General features: G+C 41.1%; 26 protein-coding genes and 1 pseudogene. 4 read left to right on the top strand and 23 right to left on the bottom strand.

Annotation, left to right across the window (positions count from 1 at the left end; genetic code table 11):
* Positions 1-9: 9 nt before the first annotated feature.
* Entirely contained in the window at positions 10-1,125 is a 1,116-nt protein-coding gene (locus WMO41_RS07395) for a hypothetical protein (RefSeq protein ID WP_349229199.1), read from the bottom strand.
* Between the two features lie 407 nt (positions 1,126-1,532).
* On the opposite strand from WMO41_RS07395, the gene WMO41_RS07390 reads away from it, so the two are divergent.
* Positions 1,533-2,594 (top strand): tyrosine-type recombinase/integrase, encoded by a 1,062-nt coding sequence (locus WMO41_RS07390; protein ID WP_349229198.1) that lies wholly within the window; start codon positions 1,533-1,535, stop codon positions 2,592-2,594.
* A 564-nt stretch (positions 2,595-3,158) separates the two neighbouring features.
* Here the strand turns inward: WMO41_RS07390 and WMO41_RS07385 are convergent.
* The 13 genes from WMO41_RS07385 to WMO41_RS07325 all read right to left on the bottom strand — a co-directional run bounded on the left by WMO41_RS07385 (position 3,159) and on the right by WMO41_RS07325 (position 13,031).
* Positions 3,159-4,136, bottom strand: coding sequence for a 3'-5' exonuclease (locus WMO41_RS07385; protein WP_349229197.1), 978 nt, complete (start codon positions 4,134-4,136; stop codon positions 3,159-3,161).
* A gap of 5 nt (positions 4,137-4,141) precedes the next feature.
* Complete coding sequence (locus WMO41_RS07380) at positions 4,142-4,615, bottom strand: YaiI/YqxD family protein (RefSeq protein ID WP_349229196.1); 474 nt, start codon at positions 4,613-4,615, stop codon at positions 4,142-4,144.
* A gap of 430 nt (positions 4,616-5,045) precedes the next feature.
* On the bottom strand, positions 5,046-6,179 hold the full coding sequence (locus tag WMO41_RS07375; RefSeq protein WP_349229195.1) for a type II toxin-antitoxin system HipA family toxin: 1,134 nt from the start codon (positions 6,177-6,179) through the stop codon (positions 5,046-5,048).
* A complete protein-coding gene (locus WMO41_RS07370) occupies positions 6,166-6,444 on the bottom strand; it encodes a helix-turn-helix domain-containing protein (protein WP_118542867.1) in 279 nt (92 codons plus the stop codon). Before WMO41_RS07370 ends, WMO41_RS07375 begins: the two co-directional genes overlap by 14 nt.
* 149 nt (positions 6,445-6,593) lie before the next feature.
* Positions 6,594-6,923, bottom strand: a complete 330-nt coding sequence (locus tag WMO41_RS07365; protein ID WP_118542932.1) for a hypothetical protein — start codon at positions 6,921-6,923, stop codon at positions 6,594-6,596.
* A 34-nt stretch (positions 6,924-6,957) separates the two neighbouring features.
* Positions 6,958-8,343: a hypothetical protein gene (locus tag WMO41_RS07360; RefSeq protein ID WP_349229194.1), complete on the bottom strand. Its 1,386-nt coding sequence runs from the start codon at positions 8,341-8,343 to the stop codon at positions 6,958-6,960.
* A 56-nt stretch (positions 8,344-8,399) separates the two neighbouring features.
* A complete protein-coding gene (locus WMO41_RS07355; protein ID WP_349229193.1) occupies positions 8,400-8,642 on the bottom strand; it encodes an LPXTG cell wall anchor domain-containing protein in 243 nt (80 codons plus the stop codon).
* A 29-nt stretch (positions 8,643-8,671) separates the two neighbouring features.
* Positions 8,672-9,985, bottom strand: coding sequence for a DUF2812 domain-containing protein (locus WMO41_RS07350; RefSeq protein WP_349229192.1), 1,314 nt, complete (start codon positions 9,983-9,985; stop codon positions 8,672-8,674).
* 73 nt (positions 9,986-10,058) lie between these two features.
* Positions 10,059-10,964: a lysozyme inhibitor LprI family protein gene (locus WMO41_RS07345; protein WP_349229191.1), complete on the bottom strand. Its 906-nt coding sequence runs from the start codon at positions 10,962-10,964 to the stop codon at positions 10,059-10,061.
* A 480-nt stretch (positions 10,965-11,444) separates the two neighbouring features.
* On the bottom strand, positions 11,445-12,134 hold the full coding sequence (locus tag WMO41_RS07340; RefSeq protein ID WP_349229190.1) for a DUF4405 domain-containing protein: 690 nt from the start codon (positions 12,132-12,134) through the stop codon (positions 11,445-11,447).
* Complete coding sequence (locus WMO41_RS07335) at positions 12,118-12,513, bottom strand: flavodoxin (RefSeq protein WP_118562737.1); 396 nt, start codon at positions 12,511-12,513, stop codon at positions 12,118-12,120. The genes WMO41_RS07340 and WMO41_RS07335 overlap by 17 nt, the downstream gene beginning before the upstream one ends.
* 94 nt (positions 12,514-12,607) lie before the next feature.
* Entirely contained in the window at positions 12,608-12,856 is a 249-nt protein-coding gene (locus WMO41_RS07330) for a hypothetical protein (protein WP_349229189.1), read from the bottom strand.
* A 10-nt stretch (positions 12,857-12,866) separates the two neighbouring features.
* Positions 12,867-13,031, bottom strand: a complete 165-nt coding sequence (locus tag WMO41_RS07325) for an aldo/keto reductase (protein WP_118542861.1) — start codon at positions 13,029-13,031, stop codon at positions 12,867-12,869.
* Positions 13,032-13,105: 74 nt separating this feature from the next.
* Here WMO41_RS07325 and WMO41_RS07320 point away from each other — a divergent pair, with 74 nt between their 5' ends.
* Positions 13,106-13,411 (top strand): hypothetical protein, encoded by a 306-nt coding sequence (locus tag WMO41_RS07320; protein ID WP_349229188.1) that lies wholly within the window; start codon positions 13,106-13,108, stop codon positions 13,409-13,411.
* Positions 13,412-13,829: 418 nt separating this feature from the next.
* Here the strand turns inward: WMO41_RS07320 and WMO41_RS07315 are convergent, their stop codons facing one another.
* Both WMO41_RS07315 and WMO41_RS07310 read right to left on the bottom strand, forming a co-directional pair.
* On the bottom strand, positions 13,830-14,369 hold the full coding sequence (locus tag WMO41_RS07315) for a cysteine hydrolase family protein (protein WP_349229187.1): 540 nt from the start codon (positions 14,367-14,369) through the stop codon (positions 13,830-13,832).
* 147 nt (positions 14,370-14,516) lie between these two features.
* The gene (locus tag WMO41_RS07310) at positions 14,517-14,837 is read right to left on the bottom strand and encodes a helix-turn-helix domain-containing protein (RefSeq protein WP_118542858.1); all 321 of its coding nucleotides are present in this window, start codon (positions 14,835-14,837) and stop codon (positions 14,517-14,519) included.
* Positions 14,838-15,175: 338 nt separating this feature from the next.
* Here WMO41_RS07310 and WMO41_RS07305 point away from each other — a divergent pair, with 338 nt between their 5' ends.
* Together WMO41_RS07305 and WMO41_RS07300 are read left to right on the top strand one after the other, a co-directional pair.
* Positions 15,176-15,370, top strand: coding sequence for a hypothetical protein (locus WMO41_RS07305; RefSeq protein WP_349229186.1), 195 nt, complete (start codon positions 15,176-15,178; stop codon positions 15,368-15,370).
* A 45-nt stretch (positions 15,371-15,415) separates the two neighbouring features.
* A pseudogene (locus WMO41_RS07300) lies at positions 15,416-16,237 on the top strand (reverse transcriptase domain-containing protein); the annotation flags it as partial.
* On the opposite strand, the gene WMO41_RS15905 reads toward WMO41_RS07300, so the two are convergent.
* The 7 genes from WMO41_RS15905 to WMO41_RS07270 form a co-directional block, all read right to left on the bottom strand.
* On the bottom strand, positions 16,186-16,374 hold the full coding sequence (locus tag WMO41_RS15905) for a transposase (RefSeq protein WP_494338432.1): 189 nt from the start codon (positions 16,372-16,374) through the stop codon (positions 16,186-16,188). The pseudogene WMO41_RS07300 and the gene WMO41_RS15905 overlap by 52 nt on opposite strands.
* 377 nt (positions 16,375-16,751) lie before the next feature.
* Positions 16,752-17,063, bottom strand: a complete 312-nt coding sequence (locus WMO41_RS07295; RefSeq protein ID WP_118562741.1) for a hypothetical protein — start codon at positions 17,061-17,063, stop codon at positions 16,752-16,754.
* A 5-nt stretch (positions 17,064-17,068) separates the two neighbouring features.
* Complete coding sequence (locus tag WMO41_RS07290) at positions 17,069-18,190, bottom strand: hypothetical protein (protein WP_118562742.1); 1,122 nt, start codon at positions 18,188-18,190, stop codon at positions 17,069-17,071.
* A 565-nt stretch (positions 18,191-18,755) separates the two neighbouring features.
* Positions 18,756-19,676: a DNA polymerase III subunit delta gene (gene holA / locus WMO41_RS07285; protein ID WP_349229223.1), complete on the bottom strand. Its 921-nt coding sequence runs from the start codon at positions 19,674-19,676 to the stop codon at positions 18,756-18,758.
* A 65-nt stretch (positions 19,677-19,741) separates the two neighbouring features.
* Complete coding sequence (locus tag WMO41_RS07280) at positions 19,742-20,521, bottom strand: hypothetical protein (RefSeq protein ID WP_118562745.1); 780 nt, start codon at positions 20,519-20,521, stop codon at positions 19,742-19,744.
* Entirely contained in the window at positions 20,509-20,994 is a 486-nt protein-coding gene (locus WMO41_RS07275; RefSeq protein ID WP_349229185.1) for a hypothetical protein, read from the bottom strand. The genes WMO41_RS07280 and WMO41_RS07275 overlap by 13 nt, the downstream gene beginning before the upstream one ends.
* Entirely contained in the window at positions 20,988-21,602 is a 615-nt protein-coding gene (locus tag WMO41_RS07270; protein ID WP_349229184.1) for a hypothetical protein, read from the bottom strand. The genes WMO41_RS07275 and WMO41_RS07270 overlap by 7 nt, the downstream gene beginning before the upstream one ends.
* Positions 21,603-21,672 lie beyond the last annotated feature (70 nt).

Below are 21,672 nucleotides of genomic sequence, written 5' to 3'. Positions count from 1 at the left end.
CCTCCCTTCTTATGCTTCCAGGAAATAAAAACCTGTTGCTCCAACAATCTGCCACCGCGCCTTTTCCGTGTTAAATACCGGCTCTACAAAACATCCTGGCAAAACATCTGCCTTTGAAAGCGCACTCCTTGATATCAATACTGTCCCTGTCGTAAAAACACAATGCTTCATCAAAGGCTCATCAATGCTCTGGATCATCGAAATTACTTTTTGTATGCCTTTAGCATCTTCACATATGATGGCTGCAAACGTAGATCCATTTCCTGTAGTCTCATGGATTACTGCACGCAGAGCTGTACAAAATCCCCTAACCTTTGAGTTTATATAATACGAATGATCTTTTTCGGTTACGATCCTCTCATTCGTATAAAAATTGACCGCGAAGATTACCAGGCGAGTGGGCATAACCCCTTCTTTCTTAAAATCAATAATTGCCGGTAATTCCTCTATCCCTTTCACATTCTTCAGACGATAGGAAAAAATATATTTTGACATGTACTTCTGCTTCAGAAAAACCGCCGCAAGTAACCCAGCATTGGCCCGCTCAATCTTCGTCATTTCATTAAGCCATATTGTTTTTGAATCAAATCTTAATTGCTGATCCGCCTCCAACATGGTCCGAAAAGCGTATGTTGCATGGGCAGTAAGCGAATAAATCTGCCGGGTTTGGTGTGCTTCTGATTTTGCACTCTTCAAATATGCATATACGGTTTCATTGATTTGAAACTTTTCAACAATAACCAAACCACTCATTGCCAACGTATCAAGACGTTCTTTCAAGGAACGGCGATCCAACTTCGGAATACAACGCGCCGGCCGCTTTTCTTCCCTAGCCTTTCGTTCTTCCTTTTCCCGTTCTGCCACCAGTACTGTACAGATTGATAACAGATCCGCATGCCCAAGCATTCGGATCACACGTAAAATATACATATCAGAGACGGTAAATGCTTTCTTTACCAGTAACGCCTGCATTTCCGCTAATGACTGCGGATTTGTAACGCCCGCGACCTCAAATTTCATTTTGCTGGGATCCCATATAGAATACGGAGATGGAAGGATCAATTCCGGCTTCAAATCCTCCAAAATCTGCTTTGCCAGCACCTGTGTATCATGTTCTAATGCCACGTTTCCCCCTGCTTTCTTTTCACATAATCCGATTTATGAAACCACGGAGATACAAAAAATAGCAACAATTTTAATAATTTAATCAACAATATTCAAAAATAAGCTGAATTATTAATAGTCTCACAGTCAAAAACTTGTATCTGCGTTGTTTTTAAGAAAAAATAATTGTAAAATAATGTCATAAATCGGATTATGTCATTATTTTAATGTTTCGACATCAGGTGGCATATTCAGGTTAGGCATTTTATCCAAAAAACAACCATTATAAAATCAAAAAAAAGCAAAACTTCCATTCATTTATTTTCTGAACAAGAAGTTTTGCTTTTGTGTTCTTTGACTCAAACGCACGTTCGCTATATAATCGGATTGTCCAATTTAAACGGAATGCGCATGAATGGAGTAATGTGATGAATACAGCCAGTCCCACTACTGTTGATATTAAAAAAACCTTATTGCACTATATAAAAGCTGAATTTAAAGAAAAAGATCTCGCCATGCTGAAGTCCTTACTTGGCAGCATTTACACAGAATTAACGAATTCAACGGATATTCTGCCCCACTTAGAAAATCCTGATTTTTCACCGGCCCCACTACATTGCAGTGACAGGATAGCTTCAGATGCGATTACCACCTCGCCCGCTTTCTCTCCGGATGTATTGAAACTTTATCAGGACTTTTTAATAGCAAATGAACGCTCCAAAAATACAATCAGCAAATACATTTCTGATGTTGCCGGCTTCATAACATTTCTGTCCGGCGCAGAAATTTCGAAAGAGCAATGCGTGGATTATAAAAAATATCTATTAAGACAAAACTATGCCGTTTCCACGGTAAATTCAAAATTGTGCTCCATTCATTCTTTTCTGACCTTTTTGGATCGCGCTGATTGTTTTGTTCAATTAGAAAAAGTTCAAAAGAAAGAATTAAAAGCTACCTATGCAATTCTTACCCCGGAAGATTACCACAAACTCTTGGAGGAAAGCAGTCGCCCACAAAAAAGAAAAGTTAATCTGATGATCCGCGCCTTCGGACAAACTGGTATTCGTGTTTCAGAATTGCAGTTTATTACTGTTGAATCTATACAGCAACAGGAAATTACAATTAGAAATAAGAATAAAAATAGAAAAGTTCCACTAATCCGGGAACTTCAGGAAATGCTCAATGATTATATCATAGAAAAAGATATCCTATCAGGACCTATTTTCACCGATAAAAATAAAAAACCATTGGAACGGCAAAATATTTATAACATGATTCAGACCATTGCTGCCAATGCCGGCATTGATAAAAGAAAGGCACATCCGCATGCACTTCGCCACTTTTTTGCCAAATCCTTTTATGACAAGACACATGACTTGGTCATGCTCTCGAATATCTTGGGCCATTCCGATATCACCACTACAAAAAATTATGTCACCGGTACATTTGAAGAATTATGCAATGAAATGGAAGAAATAGGTATATTATAATTTCACAATCCACCGTTTGCATTGAGGGCAGCTCTGTGATATAGCTGCCCTCCTCATAATCGATCCCCAATATTTCATATTTATATCCATTCCTTTCGCTTCGCTCAGGCACAAAACGTTATGAAAAGGGTTTCGTTACTGAGCATTTTGTGTTATAGTAAATTGATAATTAGGCATCCCGGTATCAATGGCTGATGCACCCACCCGTTAAGTATTGATATGCAGGTGGCCTCTTTCCAAAGGTGGGAATACTGTAAATCAGGTTCACTATGTGAGCCTTTTTCTTGTGTCTTATTGCCAGTTTTGGCTCATTTTTCTATTTTTCAATCTTTTCTGCACCATATAATGCACTATATAATTTTGGAAAAAATGATTCCTTACTACATAAATCAGGTATCATTTTCCCCATTAAAATCCAGTAATCCTCTTGATTTTACTACACATTTTGAATGATCCAACACCAAATTTTTCACCTGTTTTGGATAGCGGAAAAATTGGGGGTATTTTTCAGGACAGATAAGGTACCATTTTCATATTGCAAGTAAGGTATCATTTCTCCTATATCTATTGTCTTTTCACCGGCTGGAATGGAGCAGTCAATTCGTCTATTATTTCTTTTTCCTGCTTAATCCTATTCCTAATATAGAGTGTGGCTCTTGCGTCTTCCAAGGAATCATGCGCTTTATAGTTATATCCAAAACGTGCAGCGGCGGCTTCTAATGTCTGCCATCGTCGGGTTCCATACCGCTTATCATAATTCCCACAAATTTCAGCAAAATCAAGCATCACATCTTCTAATTCGGTATCCGCATTTGGTTCAATGCCTATATAGTATAAAAATCCGAGATCGAAATCACAATTATATGCGATCCATGTTTTCCCTGATGCAAAAACGCTTTTTATCTTCCCTACCAGTTCTCTGATGGTCCTACAGCTTTTTACCCGTTCTGGTGTAATCCCATTCACCTGTTCTGCTTCTGGCCATGACCTGATCAGTTCTGGTCGGACATACTCATTAAGAAGTAAATCCCCATTCCCATCAACAGCACTGACCTGCAAAATTTCATTATCGTTACTGTTCAGCCCCGTAGTCTCCAGATCAAACACAACAATTCCAGATGGATTATCACATGGTTCTGGATCTACTTTCAGTGCATACTCTCGCAATTCGCAGAAGTATGTATAAATTTTTAAATGATCGGCTTCTCTTTCCCGAATCCATTTTTCTTTGCATGCACTGCAACAAAACTGACCCAGTAAGGATTTGCTTCCCACAAATCGCATGGCCCAATATGGCGACCTGTAATTATATGTTTCTTCCAACTTTTTACAGCCACCGTTCTCTTCAAAAATCTTCTGTTCATCTTTATTAGAAAAATACCTGCACTCTGTATGCTCAGCCAAAAAAGCCTGTAATTCCTGCTGATCATTGCCCTCGTAGCTTAATGCCTCATTTAAAATCAGTATCGGAGCCCCGCACTGATCGCACATTCCATGATTCCAATAATAATAAAGCTGATATTTCGATTTTTCCTCGTTCACCCGTTCTACCTTCTCTCTGTACTTACCGGGCAGTTTTTCATAGCCATTAATACCATTTTTTCCATAGACTGAGAAAATCTTCCATCATCTGCATCGGTGCGCTTTCTCGGCCCCTTTATATGATTTTTCTGGCTGCTCCGCCGCGCTTTTTTGTTCAAGTGCCGCTCCATCAGCATCTGGTCAATATTTTCATCTGTATACCATTTGCCAGACTGATGAATCGCATAAGCCCCTTTTCCGAGAGCCATAGCTGCTACCCCATAATCCTGCGACACCACAATATCTCCCTTACGGCAAATGCTGATCAGCTTATAATCTACAGCATCCGCGCCGGCTCCAACAACCACTATCTCACTATGATCAGAATACAATACATGATTTGTATCGCATAGCAGCGTTACCGCCACCCCATATTTTCTCGCAACTGCTTCCACAATGGAAACCACCGGACAAGCATCTGCATCTACAAAAATCTGCATAGTACCACCATTTATCTTGTTTAGTATATGGATTATACCACAAGTATATCATACACACAAAAAATAGGTATAACCCGGCACTCAATAACAAATAAATGTTGCTGACTTCTCAGCCTGACCAATAACTGATTTCCTTGCGAAAAAACAAGTCGGTGACAGCTCATGAGATCAGCAACAACAACGTCCAAATCGTCTGGCCGTTGACGTGGCAGAATCCATTAAACTACACCATCCTGCTCCCATCTATCTGCGCGATGATTCCGAACAGGAGAAAAATACAATTGCCGCCATTTGATGGCGGCAATGCAGCTTTAAAATTATTTACAAATTATAGATATTTTACAATTTCATCAAGATTTATTATGAAATGGCCATATGGGGTGAAAAATATTTGTGATACTTCCTTAAGTTGCAATTGTACTCCATTTTTCTAAGAAAGATACTGTCCCAGCATCTGGTTCACACAATCCTTGATCTGGTTCATAATTCTCCTGCATTCCGCTCTCGCCATCCCAGCGGCAATGCCAACTGCCAGAATCTCCTTTTCTCCTGGATTGCGCCCATTTCCATCCACTGTGGTTGTATGTTCTCCGTAATAGGTATTGCTGTAAGTGAGATCGTATGCAGGACTCAACCGCCAGCAATCCTCTGCCTCATGGTATAGATACGTAAAATTTTTAGAATGATCATCTCGGTTATGAGCGAACACATTAAAGCACATCCTGCGGAACATATTGTTCACATCTTCTGGATGATCCCTGGTTAAAATTTTCGTCAGCTTCATCAAACTGTGGTAATCCAGACTTGGCTGTTCGAAATCTAATTCCAAAAGAGCAGCGGCGGTTAACATATGGATTCGTTTTTGACTGCCATTATCCATCATTCTGTCAAATCGTTTTGTTCCAAAATACCCTTCGCATTTGTCTGATGGAAATAATCTGGCCTTACTCATGGCAATACCACATTGTCTGGCACAGCAGGAATAATCATATTCCATCTTTCCAGCATTTCTTCCATCTACATGGGCCGGAAATTTAATGATCCACTCTTCCCCCTCAATAGTTGTCATAATTTTGGGTCTGGCTCCACCGCTGGTACCTCCCAGGCGATATAGCTCATCCAGTTTATCAGAATACTCTGTATTCAACAGCTTCTGACATTGCTCCGCAAGTTCATCCAGATTACTATGGCCCTGTTTTTCCTGCATTTCCTTTTCTGGATAATAGGTAAGCGCCCCCATTCCTGATTTTCCAACGATAGCCAGCCGCTCCAAAACTGTAAGTTTATCCGGATTTTGTCCATAGGCGCGCAGTAGTCGGTTCAACAATAATCTTCCCCAGTTGTCTGGTAAACTGTCCGCAAATACTCCAAAAAGTCCATCAAAATAGTCTTTGTTTGGAACAAAAACCTGCCTTTTCAGTGGAAGAGAAAATGGACTGATCGGGAATCCATGTTCAAGCCATTCTTCGCTATATTGAAATGCCGCTTTATGGTCTGCAGTCATCGCCAGCGTTCCAACGAGCCTTTCATCGTAGAGAACCTGCAATGCATTATTTGGTTTCATTAATAACCTCCTGAATATTCTTATATGGCACCTGTGTAAAAATACTCCTAAGCTCATCTGCAATATCCAAGGCCATAGCAATCTTGGTCAGTGAGATCAGGGAGATCTGTCCGGTAGCTTCAAATCTTTTGATAGAGCCATAGCTTACACCACTCATAGAGGATAATTTTTCCTGGGAAATGGAACGCCGTTTTCGGATGTTTCTTACCCTTTGTGCCAGCTTCTGATCCAATTCTTCCGCTGTTTCCCATATCAGTTGTTCCATTCGTTTTCACCGCCTTTATTTACAAATAATATATTATCCAAAATAGCTTAATTTATACTATTTTAGATAATATATTAACTACTTTTATTTTAGCATTTTTATTTTTAAATAACAACAGATTATACAGAATAAAATTGAACGAGCAAAAACTATTGTTCTCTATACTTTCTTTCAATACACAAACTGTAAACCACCATGATTACTATTGTTTCTATCATTACTCCCAATACTGACAGTAAAATAAATGGAGAATTCTGTCCTGAAAGCAGCGGTAATCCCAATGCAATCAATATTGCTCCATAAATAACAAACAGCTTACCAACCGCATGATTGTAGCCCATTATATCATTTACAGATATAGATTTTATGTTTGCCCAAAAGTCAGCCACTTTTCCTGAAAGATATGCTCTTATTCCAAGACTAATGATAATAACGCCAACCATCGCCCATATAACAAACCCTATCATATTCCCAGTCATAATATTTCTCCCAATAACATCCAATTTTTCGAGTTTATGAATCGATAGAGCCTTCATTTTCCCCCTCTGGAAGCACCTGCAGCGCATCCTGCACAGTACTGAACACACGCTCGTCCAGCCAGCCGCCCTGTCTTCTGTTCTGGGCTGCTGAGATGACCGGATACTGCCAGATGGTCTTCTGATGGGTATAATTTAGCCAGGAATCAATCCACCAGTCACTTTCCTTTGCCTTGATTTCATAGGCCACGTATCCGCGACAGTTTTCCCCACTCCGCGGCAAGGAAAATTCCGCGAAAATGCTGGCATTCTGTTGACTTCCGTAAAAGAAAGCATTCATGCCGGTATCGTAATTTTCGTCCTGCAAGATTTTATAATCTGCGGTGTAAGAAGTTCCATCCTTATCGTAAAGGACCTGACCGGTAAGTTTCCCCTGGAAGGTCCAGCCCCCGTTCAGTTCCTGATATGCCGGATTGATCTGTACTGCTTCTGTCCCGCGAAAGCCCGGATTTCCATTCCATAAGAAATGATGGGTCACCTTCCACTGGCCTTCCTGTTCCAATTCTACTGCCAAGCCGTCAAGCTGCAACTGCCCATCCCTGCCCCGCAGCGAATCATCGCTTTGATTCAGCAGAACCTGTCTGGCATTTTTGCACGCCAGAATATCTTCTTTCTTTAAGTCATGCAAGATATCTTCCGGAAAACCAAGGGATAACAGATGTGCTTTGGTTTCTTCACATGCCGGATCCTGGGTTTCATTTGCAGTTGTCCACTCCATATGATAAGCACCAAAACATGTATAGCTGACGAACAGACCTGCCGCAGTCAGAATTGCTGCTCCTGCTGCACATCTACTGTCTGAAATCCGCACCGAATGTTCTTCCAGTACATATCCGGCCTCTTCCAGTTTTTCTGCTATATTCTTTAACTCTACAAGGATTCCAATGTATGCAGCAACGATTACAAAACCAAGGATCCAGCCCTCATATTCCTGAATCGCAAGCACCGTCACCACCGCATACCAGATGATGATATGGAGCAGAACTTCACTTTTTATTTTTTCATCACGCTGTTCCAGCTCCTCACGCATTCCAAGGAAAAGACAAACCATCAGCACGACCGGCAGGATTCCGCCACAGAAATCAATTCCTTTCCATGCGTACAAAGCATAGATTTTCTCCCGTTCGAGCACACTTCCAAGCACAATTGTCACAATGGTAATCACAACTTCGAGCGCGGCGCCTGCATATCCGACTTTCAGCCAGCGGTTTTCTGATCTCAGTTTTCGAAATCCTGTAAACAGCAAAAGGGCGCCAATGAAGGGGAGAATCTGATTGAGAAAGAGAAATTTCAATGTAATCCCAAAGAGACCCATTCCAATCAGAATCTTCTCATACGTCTGTTTCCAGAAACTCTCTTCCATGTAATCGCCCCCTTTTCACACCGTTCCTGCTGCCAATACCATGCGAGCTGCTTTTCTTATGAATTTCCGCCATTTTTCTTCCAATAAACAATTGCTGCTACAGCCAACAATACAATTCCGATCAGAATCAGCATGATAGAGAAATCACCATTCAGTTTTCCGGCAACAAACACAGCGGTAGGACCGTCTGCGCCTCCAATGACAGTAACCGCTGTTTGTCCTTTCAGCTTCATCACAGCACCAGAAATAACCAGTACTATTCCGACCATACAGCTTCCGATTCCGAATACTTTTTTCATGAATATAATCTCCTTTGCACCATTTGCATTTACTCTGTTTGCCCCTGATAAAAAACGTCTACCGCTTCTTTCATGTCGGTAAGATTCATACCACCGCCATAATCCAGCACAACCAGACGATTTCTGTCTTTTAATATCACTTCATCAAGAGTCGGCTCATCCTGATAGAAATTTTCTTCCGAAACAGGCTCAGACCCATCTTTGCGGACCATGTACCGGCACCAGGACACTTCTGTCCCCTCGGGAAGTTCCCCCAGCTCTGCCGGAAGTTCCAGTTCCATCTGATCCCACCACTTTGTCATATCCTTTGGATAGCATTTGCTGGTTTTCGCAATGATCCAGGAAATGGGACTGGTATATACGGTAACGCCTACTGACTTTCCAGAACTGCTCATCTGAACATCATTTGCCTGATAGCTAGCGAATACCGTATGTTTTCTCCCGGTATCCGGTTCATCTGCTCCCAGAAAGTGAGTTGCTGCCGCATTACACAAGGGAATCAGAATCATGCAAAGCACACCAACGCCAACCGCATATGACATCCAGTCATCCCGGGCATTTCCGTTGCCGTTATTTCTGAGCAGGTTCCTTACAAACAGGGAAATCACTACAATGAGAATGGAAGAAAGCATGGTTCCGGCCAGGGCTCTCATGGAAGAAGAAAATGCCAGCGCCAGAACTGCCAGAATCAGGATTTCATCTAATAGAATGATACGCTTTTTAAAGCTTACCTTCCGCTGCAGATTCATTCTCGGAAACGGCCTGCCTTCTTTTATAGCCATTGTATTCCCACAGTTCCATCGAAACAGCCGCGCATAGGTTACCGTCCAGGAAATGCAGATTCCAAGCAGCAGGGGATTTAGCATAAGCGCCACGGGATCCGCAAACATTTTTCCCGGATTCTGCAGATTGCTGTATAACGACCACAAACTTAATACTACCAGTACAGGATAGGAAATTTTCGCAGACCCGTTCCAGGAAAGAGCTTTCTGAATCAGGAACTGCCTCTCTTCCGTCATATCTCCGTTCAGCTTCACGCTTTCATCGGTGCTATAAAATATCTGCCAGTAAGTTCCGCTGCATTGAAAATCCCATCCTGCTTTCTGGCACTCCTTGCGAAACTGTTCTGCCTTCCAGCTGTCCGCGCCGGTAAGGGAAGAGCTTCCCGGAACCAGAAGCGCCGCGTATCTTCTTTTTTCCGGCTGTGCCCTGTAAAATTTCATGACAGAACCGCCGACGTTTTCCAGGAACCAGCCCTGCAGCGCCATTTCTTCCAGATATTGCTGAAATGCATCTGCTTCCCATAAATTGAACGTCCACCAGATCCGTTTTTTCTGCTTCATATGGTCATCTCTTTTCCGGGACAGCAATGCCGAAATACTCCATGCAGGAATTTATCTATGTACTTCATCCGCATCAGAATGCGAACGGAAATTCCAGTTCTTTCCCAACGGTGAAAGCAGAGTTACCAGTCACTTCCGTAACATGAAAACTTGCCCCCTTCCACCCGTCAATATGAATGATTCCCCGTACATTTCCATCATCCGATGCGAAGGCCAGTTCTCCATTTCCATGATCCGTAAAGGTTCCTCTTGTTTCTCCTGTCCGGTATACCGAAATGACCGCTTCATTCTCTCCGTTCAATCCCTCCCTGGTTACCAATGCGCTATATACATTTCCTGTCCCCTGATTATCAACAAACAGGCCGTATTTGTTTGATCTGTCCGGCAGCATGAAATCTTCTCCTTTTATCCCAGCCAGCTTACTGGCAAGAACACAGGCTCTGTTTTTCGTAATTTCTTCCAGAAAAGAATTCTGAAGGAGAGGATAAATGCTGCCATTTTCTTCGCTGCTTCCGATACTCAGCAATGTTGCTTCTTCCTTCATGGCTACCCAGTTTCTCTGTTCTGCAAGAACGCTCTCCTTTGTCTTTTGGTCAGCCAAATTCATAAATCTGCTCCAGAGATTATTGAGCTCCGTATCCCAGATCACATAAAACCATCTGGAAGATGCATTCATTTCTCCCTGCGTTTCTGCTTTCTCTGCCAATGGAGTAAACTTCTGAATGATCGTATCGATCTGTTCCAGCTCTTTCTGCAGAGATTCCGACTTCGATACCACATCTTCAATATCCGCTTTGATCTCTTCCGAATAATCATGCGTGAAATCCACATCTCCTGATGCATCTGCTTTCTCTGCCAGAATTTCGGTTTCAAGTACCTGCCACACTGCCGATTCCTGCGTTCCCACATTTCTGCTGCAGCCACTCATAAGGCCAGCTGCAATTCCTGCTGCCAACAAGATGCAAATCCATTTTCTCATAAATTTCCCCACTTCTCTTTCCATGAACAATTACAGATATAGCCAGCAATACTCTTTCTGCCATTATTATAGATAGGATTATCCTGTCTGACAAGAACTATGGGCTTACCATTTTCTTACATATTTTGATTGAATAATATAAGATTGATGAAAGCAGATTGACAATGCATAAAGGATTCTATATCATTAAAGATACATTAGATATTCTCTTTTTTACCAAACAGGGAAGGACGGTGCAAACGAAAAATGGCATTTGGTTTTATATCAACTTATCTCGGTGGTATTCTCATTCAGGCTATTGTAAATATTTTTGTCTATGCTCCGGCAATCATTGTGGCGCTGTACTTGTATGATCGATTTATAAAAAAATAGCATTAATAAAAGAGCTGTTTTCTCGACAGCTCTCAGACTGTAGACAAAGTGGTGTTTGACTATTAGGTCAAGCACCACTTTGTCTACAGTCTGAGCCACCGACAATTGTCAGTGGTCATATTTATGGATATGCTTAAGACGTATAAGGTAAGTACAAACATATCCCAGGACTATAAATAAAATGCTCACAAACAGATAATCTATAAGTGACCACACTACCAGTTGCGAAAAATCAACGAATACAAATTGTGTCTTCAAAAATAGATATAATCCGATTTTGTTTTTTATAAAAGTATAAAGACCGCAGATTGCTAACAACACTATTATCATTCGCAAACTCCAAGTCCTGATTTTAGAGGTTTGCTGTGTAGTAGTGATTTTTCGGAATACTTCCATTATCCTATTGCCGTGCATACCGGCGTGGAAGCTCATTAGCACCAATCCCCAATAGGAAGCCAGTAGATGCACTGTCCTTGCTGTGGCTGCTCCACCAAGATGCAGAAAACGAAATACATAACGGGATAGAATCATGCCGCTGATTGGCAAAGCCAGCATAATAACCACCAGTGCCAAGTCTATCGCTGTTCCTAAAATACGGAGTGGTGTGTACTTTCCACGCAGCAGATGTTTCCACCATGCAACATTCAAAATATGATGGGCAACGAAAAGTAGAGACATTCCAATGCCGAGATATTCATGGGCGGTTTCTCCCACCAGAGAATATGCCATCAGCAAAGGCAAAAGCAGAACCATTCCACTGTCTACGGCAATTCTCAACTTTTTATTCAATAAATCCATCCTCTCTGAGCCAGTCCGTCACATTGTTTCTGGCTGTATCACGGTCATTCTGGGCAGTCGTGCCGGGAATTGCGAAACCGTCTTTCATTTTGCCTTCTGTAATATCGGCAATCGTAGATTCCGTATTGGAAAGCCCACTGCCGCCGTGGGTGCAAAACGGAACAATGGTCTTGCCCGACAGATTATATCTCTCCAAAAAATTGTAAATGATCATTGGCATATCGCCCCACCAGTTGGGATAGCCGATAAAAAGCGTGTCATAATTATCCATATTGTCCACCGTGTCAGCAATTTTCGGGCGGGAATTGTCTGCCATTTCCTGTCTGGATACATCCAGAAGCCCCTGATAGGTGGTCGGATATGGTGTTTCCGGTTTGATTTCAAATAAATCGGCTCCTGTTTACTCCGCAATCATGCGAGCGATAATGCTGGTGTTTCCTTCCTCTACTACACCAACACCGTACTGCTCACCGTCAAGAGAAAAATAAAGCTACTAACATATTGCTGCCTCCTTCTATTTTTTCAGATTGTGCGGTGTCATCCGCTTGTAAAGTGTTCTGCTGCGTACTGTTTGCCGGAACTGCTGGTTCCGTTTGTATATCCTTATTATTAGATGTCCTTGTTTCACCTTCTGAAACAATTTCTGCCGAAGAACTATTTCCGCAAGCTGTGAGTGCCAATACCATAATACTCGATAGAATAAATATCAAAAATCGTTTCATAGTGTCTCCTTTACCAATCGCCCAGGCGCTCATTTTTATCCAAAGAAGCAATTTGTTCCATTTCATCCGGTGTAAGTTCAAAATCAAAAATATCAAAATTTTCCTGAATATGCTTTTCGTTATGAGAGCCGGGAATTGCAATGTGTCCATCCTGCAAATGCCATCTCAAAATCACTCACGGCTCTGCGGGAATTTGTTTACAACAGCACTGAGGACGCTTCTCCTACTGTAAATATTCCGATTTCAGAAATGAAAAAAGCAATTGCAACGAAACGGATCACGATTGTTGGCGGCAACGAAAACTGGGTTAAAAAGATTCGACAGGAGTTCCCAAACTGGAAATTTGTCAGCGCATCTGTATCAAGCACCGTGGATAATATGTCCATTTTAAAGGCAGAACGGGTTATCCTCTTTACAGATACACTTGGTCACAGCAATTATTACAAATTCATGCAAACAATCCAATCCCACCATATTCCTTTCAGATTTTTGCATGGCGTTAATATTGAGCGGAATATCGTTCAAATTTATGACGATATATTTGAAAAAAGATAGGAATAATTGCAAAAACGCTTTCTCAGCACTGTGTCTAAATTTTGACCTAAAAAAGCTCCTCCTGTAAAGGAAGAGCTTTCTTAGGTTAATGAGTACACACTTATGCGTATTTTATGATGTCAGAATTGTGTACTTGTTAATTATTATACAATACTTTGCCCGATATGACCAGCGCAAAACCTACATTTTACATTATCAATTCTTATAGCCGATAACCCATTTATTAGATTATTTCTTCACGATATACCAAAGGCTCTTTCCCTTTAATATAGTACTGAGAAAGAGCCTTCTAAATGATTGCATACACATAATTTTTTGTGCCTTTCGACGGGGAGCAAAATGCCTATACAAGATTATTATAGAATACTTTCTGGCAAAGAACCACTATAAATTTTCCATGTACTCCCTTTTACTGTTCCTATCTATACACATCAATCTGGCAGCTCTTCATCGTTTCCAGCGCAGCAGCTTGCTTTTCTGGTGTAACTCCGGCGCAGCAGCTTACATCCACTGAAATTATCACCTCCGGATACTTAGCTTTCAGGATCAACGCATTGGAGACCACGCATATATCCGTGCAAACTCCAACCAGTTCAATCTCATCGTTTGATCCAAAGCCCTCCCAGTTAAGCCAGCCAAAGGTCGGTTTGTCTATATATTCGCAGTTTTCCACTTCCAGCTCCGGCACGATCTGCCAGCCTTCCGTTCCATTGATGCAGTGCTTCACTGGTAACTTTTTCCCCTCCGGCGTGTCCAGATAATTCTCCTCATGGGTATCCCTGGTAAGAATTATCCAATCCCCGCGGTCCGCATACTCTTTTACTTTTGCCTGCACATTTGGAACAATTGCCTGCGCTTCCTGATTGCCAAGAGTTCCTGTCACAAAATCGTTCTGCATGTCGATCACGATCAAAACCTTACCTATTCCTCTTTCCTCCCGTTTTCCTAAATTATGCATTACCCTGCTATAATCAGAACATTTCGACTTCTGATGAAAATCTGCAACACCCCGAATACGGTTTCCCCCATTATACTACCAATTTCCAATTAGCAAAAGAAAAAAGAGGATGCCCCTAAAGCATCCCTCTCAAGTTTCAAGCAATTTCTACTTTTCAATCCACCCTATAAAAGTATTAATCTTTTCAATATCCGATTCATTCATAGTCCGTAATTTTTCACACACTTTTCTGTATGTGGTATCTTCATCATCCAGTGGTGCGAAAAACTCTGCCGGCGTCATATCTAAATAGGCAATTATTTTAAACAGTTCTTTCAGAGACGGTAAGGCCGCTCCGCTAGTTATGCCACGTATATATGATCCACTTTTATCCAAATCCAGACTCATTTTGTGCTCAGAAATGTTTTTGCTTAGTCTCAATTCCGTAATCCGTCTACGAACAAAATCCTCTTGCTGCGCATTGGCCATTTTCCCACCTCCCGTTTCAATTATTTTAGTATGAATTTGAAGATGGCGTTGGTTATAAAATTATCAATTTACATTTAATATGTTGCAATTCTAATGATTTTATTATCAATATATTATTTTAATTCATATTATCAATAGCAATGCACAGCATTTTTCAAATGGAGCTATATCTATTGGGGATGTACGGGCAATCAGACTCTTAGAAACACTAATCGAGTAGGAGGCGGTGACTAACCGCCGTCCTCTCACAGCTCTCACAGCACCGTACGTCAGATTGTCTAACGATTGGTATTCATGATATAATTAGGTTACAAGATATAGAGATTGGGGGCTTAATTATGGCATATATTGTTGGAGCAGACAGAAATCAATCCAGAATGATTACTGCATCGTTAGATGATCTAATTGATAAAGATAATTCGGTTCGCGCAATTGATGCCTATGTTAATTCATTAAATTTAACCACTGTCAAAAGCAGTGCTGAACAGACAGAAGTCAGCAGAGGTCATAGTAGCCGAGAGGTGAAGGACTGAATCAATAGGAGTTTCGAGTATGACCTGGAAAGGAGGAATGGGCAGATGGATGCAGAAAACAGAGAAAGCTGCTTGCAGAGAGATAGCGCGGAACGTAAAGGGTATGTAAGAGCGCACCGCTCATTCAACCGGATATGGAAAGAAAGAGACAGTGCAGAGCCGGATATTTTAGGTAAGATACTGGATAAGGACAACCTTGACAGAGCTTACAAGAGAGTGAAGGCGAACAAGGGAGCGCCGGGAGTAGATGGAATGACCATTGAAGAGGCGTTTGAGTGGTTGAAGGAACACAATCATGAACTGACAGAAAGGATACGGAAGGGACACTATACCCCGTCCCCTGTCAGAAGAGTGGAGATTCCGAAGCCAGACGGCGGAATGCGTAAGCTTGGCATTCCCACCGTCATAGACCGCATCATCCAACAGGCAATGTCACAACAGCTAATACCGATCTATGAGACAAAGTTTTCGGACGGGAGTTTCGGATACCGCCCGGAACGGTGTGCGAAAGACGCAGTTCAGAAGATAAATGAGTACGCAGAGCAGGGATATACAAGAGCGGTAGTTCTTGACCTGTCGAAGTATTTCGATACACTGAACCATGAGTTACTCGTAAAGATCCTGCGCAGAAACGTAAAGGATGAGCGGGTGATTCAGATGATAAAGAGGTATCTGAGAAGTGGAGTGATGGAAAACGGTGTAGTCGTTAAGACAGAAGAAGGTTCACCACAAGGAAATCTATCCCCATTGTTAGCGAATGTCTACCTTAACGAGTTTGACCAGGAATTCAACAAAAGAGGAGTACCGTGCATCCGCTATGCAGACGATATCGTATTGTTAGCGAGAAGTGAACGGGTGAGTTCAAGGTTTCGTTTACACTCTATTTCCAGAGCTCTGCTCGATCTGATTTTATTTAAATATCCGTAAATGTGCAGTTTCAACAAATCGGAACGACGATATGAAGATTGTCCTCTATTAGTTCCATTGTATTCTGTAAAACCCAGTTCGAATAAATTTAATGGATTAACATAGGCATCAATTGCGTGAACCGAATTATCTTATCAATTAGATCATCTAACGATGCAGTAATCATTCTGGATTGATTTCTGTCTGTTCCAACAATATATGCCATAATTCACCCCCCCCCAACACAATCTCTATATCTTGTAACCTAATTATATCATGAATACCAATCGTCAGACAGTCTGACGCACGGTGGTGTGAGAGGACGGCGGTTAGTCACCGCCTCCTACTCGATTGCACCCTTCTCATCTGATGAAAAGAATTTATTTTATCTTCACAAATGCCTTTCGCTCTTTCTAAAACATATCTTACTGCAATAGAAAAGCGTCCTCTGCTTTTATACAGGGACGCTTTTCTATTACCAGCCATCTATTTTTCTAGCAAGTCCTGTTGGTATAAACCACCACATAACTAATAAAATTATAAGTATTACATCCGCTACCTTCCCTAAAAATTGCAAAGGAATCATAGCAAATCCTATAATAGGTAACGTTAATACTTGGATTATATATTGTACTAATTCCCCCAATGAGAAAGAACCAAAAAACTTCGGCGGCGGATCGTCATAAGGAAATTTTTCACGAAAATCATAAGGATAGAGTAAATGTTTAATATACAATACGACTGCAGTAATTATAACACATTCCGGGTAAAACTGTATATATTTCATATTCGTTATATCCCCGCATAGTCAGAAAAGCGCAGTGCGTACCTGCCACTATAGCCGTACTGTAACGATAACCACGCCACATAATTAAAAAAATCTGTATATGTTTCGATAGTAAAACTAATCATTGTAGATGTTAAAGTTCCCAAAACAGATCCCGCTACTCCCGCACATCCACCAAGGATATAGCTGCAAACAACCACAGCCGAATTTTGAATCAATTTTTCCTTATCAACTTCTCCATAATTTAAGAGAATAGTATCATCTTCCATATACTGTTGAACTAAAGCATTCAAGCGAACATTTGGATCTTCCGAACACTTGGATATCATCTGATTTACCATCCACTTTGAATCCTCACAAAGATCTTCTTTATTTAAGCTCGCGTCAAATCCATTGAGCAATTCAGCCAATGCTGTAGAAAAAACATTTCTTGTAAGAACAAAATGTTCATATCCTTCTGTTAACGTCTCATAATTACCTTTTAATGAAGAAATCCCAGAAGCCAGTGACCCAACTTTTTGTATCGAACTTGAAACCTTTGTTGAACTCATATAAGTATCATATGCCTGTCGATCAGAAGCCGTCAGCCACCTTGCCAAAGCTCCATCAGGACCTGAACGTTGTTCTCCATCTAAAAGTAAAGCAGCCTTTCCCTGATTCCAAAAATAATCTTTTCGATCTACATAATGAGATATAAACATATACTTTGCTTCTTTGGCTATATCTTTTGCACGGTTCTGCTCGATGCTCCATTCAGCACAATCTATCGAATACGCAATAGATGTCGCTTTTGCCTCTTGTAACTCCTCGTCCTGAGCTAACGTTTCTATTCTATATATACTTCTTGAAGCGAGGTAATCATTGAGGAAAGCTTCCGCATCCGTCTCCCAATCATCAGTGATATTAAGATTTGAAAAATCTTCAACACTAAATTTAGTTTTGGTTGTATCTTCGAATTCTGACACAGCTTCCGCAGCTGCTAAGCCACTTACAAGGAAGTCATGCACTTCCGTACTATTGGAAGCTCGTCCTTGAGTTGATTCACTTGCAAAAGTCGATGCAGCAGTTGAGCACATTATGATACTCAATGTTAAGCCAAATGCAACAAAACGCTTGAAAGTTTTCATTCAATTTCCTCCCATTAATCTCAGTTTATTTGTATTAATGATATTACATTTTTTATATTCTGTCAAGTATCTTATTGCATTATCAAAATTCTGAAACATTTTATAATAAACCTATTTTCTCTATTTTTTGTGGTGGGCCACGTCCCTTGTTTACTATATTTTGGGAGATGATCTGAATCACCATTATGGTGGAGTTGCCAGATACCAAGATAGTACCGGAAAATATGGCCATCTATCAAGCGAGGGGCACATACTTACAGAAGCAATCTATACAGAGGTAACTATCTTTGACTCTAATAAAGCACATGTAAAAACCGAAGACGGCTCTGAATATGATATCGATAGCTATGGTCGGCAAATCGACTATTAATTTTGATTCTGAAGTAAATGCGTCACTTGCTGAGGTAGTGCTGCTGTTCAGCTATACATTTCCCACTACCTGGGCATGTTCAGGACTTTCACCTGCGAGAGCGCGCCCATGGCGCGCAAACGAAACGTGCGCCGCCGGGCGCACATAAAAAACCCAGGCACGATCATCACTGATCTCTGTCTGGGTTTCTTCCTATTATAATATAATCAATTTTGCCATAGTCTGGATAAATAGATTTCTCTCGTTTCCAAAAGAAATTTTCGTTCTGTTCATTGCCTCTATCAATATCGACATTACCGTATCCAATCGCTCTTCCGGTAATTTCCGATAGGCCCGTATTCCCCGCATCTGCTTTTCCGTAAGGCCTAAAAGCTTTAAAATTTCATTTTCCTTCATATCTGACAACAATAACGCTTTTTTCGCAACCCGGTAATTCCGAAGAAGCAGCCCATAAAGCTTAAGGCTATTATTCCCATGATCGAACAACTCCACCGCAAGCTTCATACCTTCCATAGGATCCAGTAAAAGCTTTGATGCCAATTCCCAGCTTTTCCCCACTGCTGCAGGAACAACCTGGTCAATCGTCTCTTTGCTCACTCCAGTATCCATGGACGCAAATGCAATCTGTTTAATGAAAATAGCTATCTGGTAAAGATCTGTCGTCTCATCTTTCCCGTCTCTGCGTTCCTGGTATGCATAAGCGCTCCTGTCAATAAAATATTGTAGCATCGGCTCCGGTATTGGACAATCTAAGGACTGAAAAGCTTTTTGGATCCAACATTGATAAGACTTTCCATTCAGCTTATCACAACATATGCCATGCTTACTTTTCCATGCATTCCAGTCCTTGCTGTTGTCAGGCTTTTCCGTCCGAATGATCAAACAGGAACTTTCCGGACACTCTTCCATAAGATACAAGAGTTCCTTCCTCTCTTTTTTCACATCCTCCACCTTATAAATGGCACATGGTACACCAAAGAATGAAATGCTCTGCAGAAATTCTTTCACTCCATCCATGTCATCAAATACCTGCACATAATATGCCGTATTTTCTGCTAATTTCCGTACTTCATGGTCAATACGGTATGGTTCCGTTCCATATACAATTTTCACCATTTTCTCCACTCACTTTCTCAGTAATTCGTACTCAATGAAGCGAAGCCGTGCCCTCATTGGTTACACTATAATGGCTGCGCTTCCTGTTCCATGACAGAATGTTTAAAAAATTCTTCGACATTTCCATTTAACTTGCCATACAGCATCTGTAATAATGGGATAAGATTCCATGACAAGAAGCCAATCCCATATGTGATTTCCACGTATCCATCGCAAAATCCAGTTTCGGAAGGATATATCATAATGAAAAAATCTTCAAATGAAATCACAAAATAATCCAGTTCCATGAAAATATCCGTTTCAGAAAGAAGCGGTGCATTTTCTCCTTTTATGAGTACAATGACAAACTCTCGCTCTTCTCCATAAAAATCGCATCGGAATTCATCAAATGCTCTGTAAAATGCCGCCTTCTGATCCCTGGACAATATATGATCCAGATCCTCCAATTCAGCAACTTCCAATAATTCAAACCCTAATGCCTTCATAATGGCATCAATCGTTCTTTTCCTCTGTCCATCTGCCACTTTCAATCCCTCAGAGCATTCATCACTGACAATACATAGAAGATTTTCAACCGGTACATCCTCCATTCTTAGTTCTGCCGTCTCATACTCACAGGTTATAATACCTGCTTTGATCAGCCGGTTTACTAAATGGCTGACCCACATCTGATAATGTGGATAATACCTGGCAGATCTGCCCATGTTGGAATTTGCATACGCATATGCCTCTTCTTCGTTGCAACCCCCCTGTTGAAAATAGTCCATCTGATCCAGATAACTCCACGGACAGAAAGCACCTTCTATCCTTTTCATGAGCCGGATCACCTGTTTTAATACTTCCACAAGCGCTCCTCCTTTAGCCGATAACACATTTCCAATTTCGCAGCAAGCAGACATGTTTTCCAGGCCGGCACATTATCTTTGTATGTACCATAGGAAATATAAAGACCGCCTCCATTAAACACATTGCCAAATACATTTAAGCCTCTTTGATCGGTCTGCTGGTTATCTTGAAGCACCAGCATAAGGTATGGTTCATCCTGATCATAAAGTTTCAGTAAATTATGATACTGTTCATAATTCATTCTGCATTTTGCAAGAATAGGTTCCAGGATCTGTTCTGCAGATGTTGTCACTCCACAGAAAACAACCTGATATCCTATTTTTTCAATCAGATATCGATAAGCTTTTGCAAAACTGTCATAATATTCGTATAGATTTTCCGGAAACGCTTCTTCCGCAAATTCATTCTCCCATGCGTACCGGAACAATATGTATTCACAAAAGTGTTCCTTATAATTGCTCAGATTTAGCATACTCCTCCTGCCTTTCCTAACACATAAAGAACAATCCCGCATAGGTCACATACCGGGGATACTGGAAACATGTCCTCCCAGCCGGTGTTCTCTTCTGGATTATATAACCAGTAGGAATGATCAGCAATCTGAATAAAGTCTGTCCCAGCCGAATACGAAACACTTAAAGACCGGCAAAACAGATCATATGCTTCAAATGCAATTTCACAAAGTCTCCGATCCTTACTTTTTTCGTACCAGCTTATTACCTGCTCCACAACGTCCAAAGTAAGTACCATCGTTCCACATTCCCCCAGATATTCCTTCAGCTCTGCTCTTACTTCTTCTGGAAAAAGTTCCAAGGTTTCTGTATCATCCTCACTGGCAGAAACTACATCAGTGAATCCAATAATTCCAGGATATGGAGTTTCTACACAAAAGAGTACTTCTTCATTTTCACTGATGAAGTCATCTTCATCGTCTGACTCAATCCATTCGATCGATAAATCATAAACTTCCCCCACTTCAATCCCATATTCCTGAAGGATGCGTTGTACCGCTACCTGCAAAAGTTCCATCTTCATGCAGTTATCCCGAAAAGAATAATCAAAGCATTTTTCATACTGCATCAGACGCTTTGCATAGGCAATGATCTTACGCAGTTCTTCCGGATGATCGAAGAGCTTCTGATAACGCTCC

It is taken from the genome of Ventrimonas faecis (genome assembly GCF_040096075.1).
Classification (GTDB): Bacteria; Bacillota; Clostridia; order Lachnospirales; family Lachnospiraceae; genus Brotaphodocola; species Brotaphodocola faecis.
The sequence above is the reverse complement of the archived record's forward strand: the minus strand, read 5'-3'. Positions and strand labels throughout refer to the sequence as shown.

Excerpts from the sequence above, each read along its gene's own strand:
- WMO41_RS07310 (WP_118542858.1), bottom strand. The coding sequence starts at position 14,837 with ATGGCCAATGCGCAGCAAGAGGATTTTGTTCGTAGACGGATTACGGAA.
- WMO41_RS07350 (WP_349229192.1), bottom strand. The coding sequence starts at position 9,985 with ATGAAGCAGAAAAAACGGATCTGGTGGACGTTCAATTTATGGGAAGCA.
- WMO41_RS07315 (WP_349229187.1), bottom strand. The coding sequence starts at position 14,369 with ATGCATAATTTAGGAAAACGGGAGGAAAGAGGAATAGGTAAGGTTTTG.
- WMO41_RS07290 (WP_118562742.1), bottom strand. The coding sequence starts at position 18,190 with ATGAAAACTTTCAAGCGTTTTGTTGCATTTGGCTTAACATTGAGTATC.
- WMO41_RS07345 (WP_349229191.1), bottom strand. The coding sequence starts at position 10,964 with ATGAGAAAATGGATTTGCATCTTGTTGGCAGCAGGAATTGCAGCTGGC.
- WMO41_RS07295 (WP_118562741.1), bottom strand. The coding sequence starts at position 17,063 with ATGAAATATATACAGTTTTACCCGGAATGTGTTATAATTACTGCAGTC.
- WMO41_RS07330 (WP_349229189.1), bottom strand. The coding sequence starts at position 12,856 with ATGAAACGATTTTTGATATTTATTCTATCGAGTATTATGGTATTGGCA.
- WMO41_RS07380 (WP_349229196.1), bottom strand. The coding sequence starts at position 4,615 with ATGCAGATTTTTGTAGATGCAGATGCTTGTCCGGTGGTTTCCATTGTG.
- WMO41_RS07305 (WP_349229186.1), top strand. The coding sequence starts at position 15,176 with ATGGCATATATTGTTGGAGCAGACAGAAATCAATCCAGAATGATTACT.
- WMO41_RS07275 (WP_349229185.1), bottom strand. The coding sequence starts at position 20,994 with ATGCTAAATCTGAGCAATTATAAGGAACACTTTTGTGAATACATATTG.
- WMO41_RS07270 (WP_349229184.1), bottom strand. The coding sequence starts at position 21,602 with ATGCAGTATGAAAAATGCTTTGATTATTCTTTTCGGGATAACTGCATG.
- holA (WP_349229223.1), bottom strand. The coding sequence starts at position 19,676 with ATGGTGAAAATTGTATATGGAACGGAACCATACCGTATTGACCATGAA.
- WMO41_RS07390 (WP_349229198.1), top strand. The coding sequence starts at position 1,533 with ATGAATACAGCCAGTCCCACTACTGTTGATATTAAAAAAACCTTATTG.
- WMO41_RS07320 (WP_349229188.1), top strand. The coding sequence starts at position 13,106 with ATGAAAAAAGCAATTGCAACGAAACGGATCACGATTGTTGGCGGCAAC.
- WMO41_RS07340 (WP_349229190.1), bottom strand. The coding sequence starts at position 12,134 with ATGGATTTATTGAATAAAAAGTTGAGAATTGCCGTAGACAGTGGAATG.
- WMO41_RS07370 (WP_118542867.1), bottom strand. The coding sequence starts at position 6,444 with ATGGAACAACTGATATGGGAAACAGCGGAAGAATTGGATCAGAAGCTG.
- WMO41_RS07355 (WP_349229193.1), bottom strand. The coding sequence starts at position 8,642 with ATGAAAAAAGTATTCGGAATCGGAAGCTGTATGGTCGGAATAGTACTG.
- WMO41_RS07360 (WP_349229194.1), bottom strand. The coding sequence starts at position 8,343 with ATGGAAGAGAGTTTCTGGAAACAGACGTATGAGAAGATTCTGATTGGA.
- WMO41_RS07375 (WP_349229195.1), bottom strand. The coding sequence starts at position 6,179 with ATGAAACCAAATAATGCATTGCAGGTTCTCTACGATGAAAGGCTCGTT.
- WMO41_RS07365 (WP_118542932.1), bottom strand. The coding sequence starts at position 6,923 with ATGACTGGGAATATGATAGGGTTTGTTATATGGGCGATGGTTGGCGTT.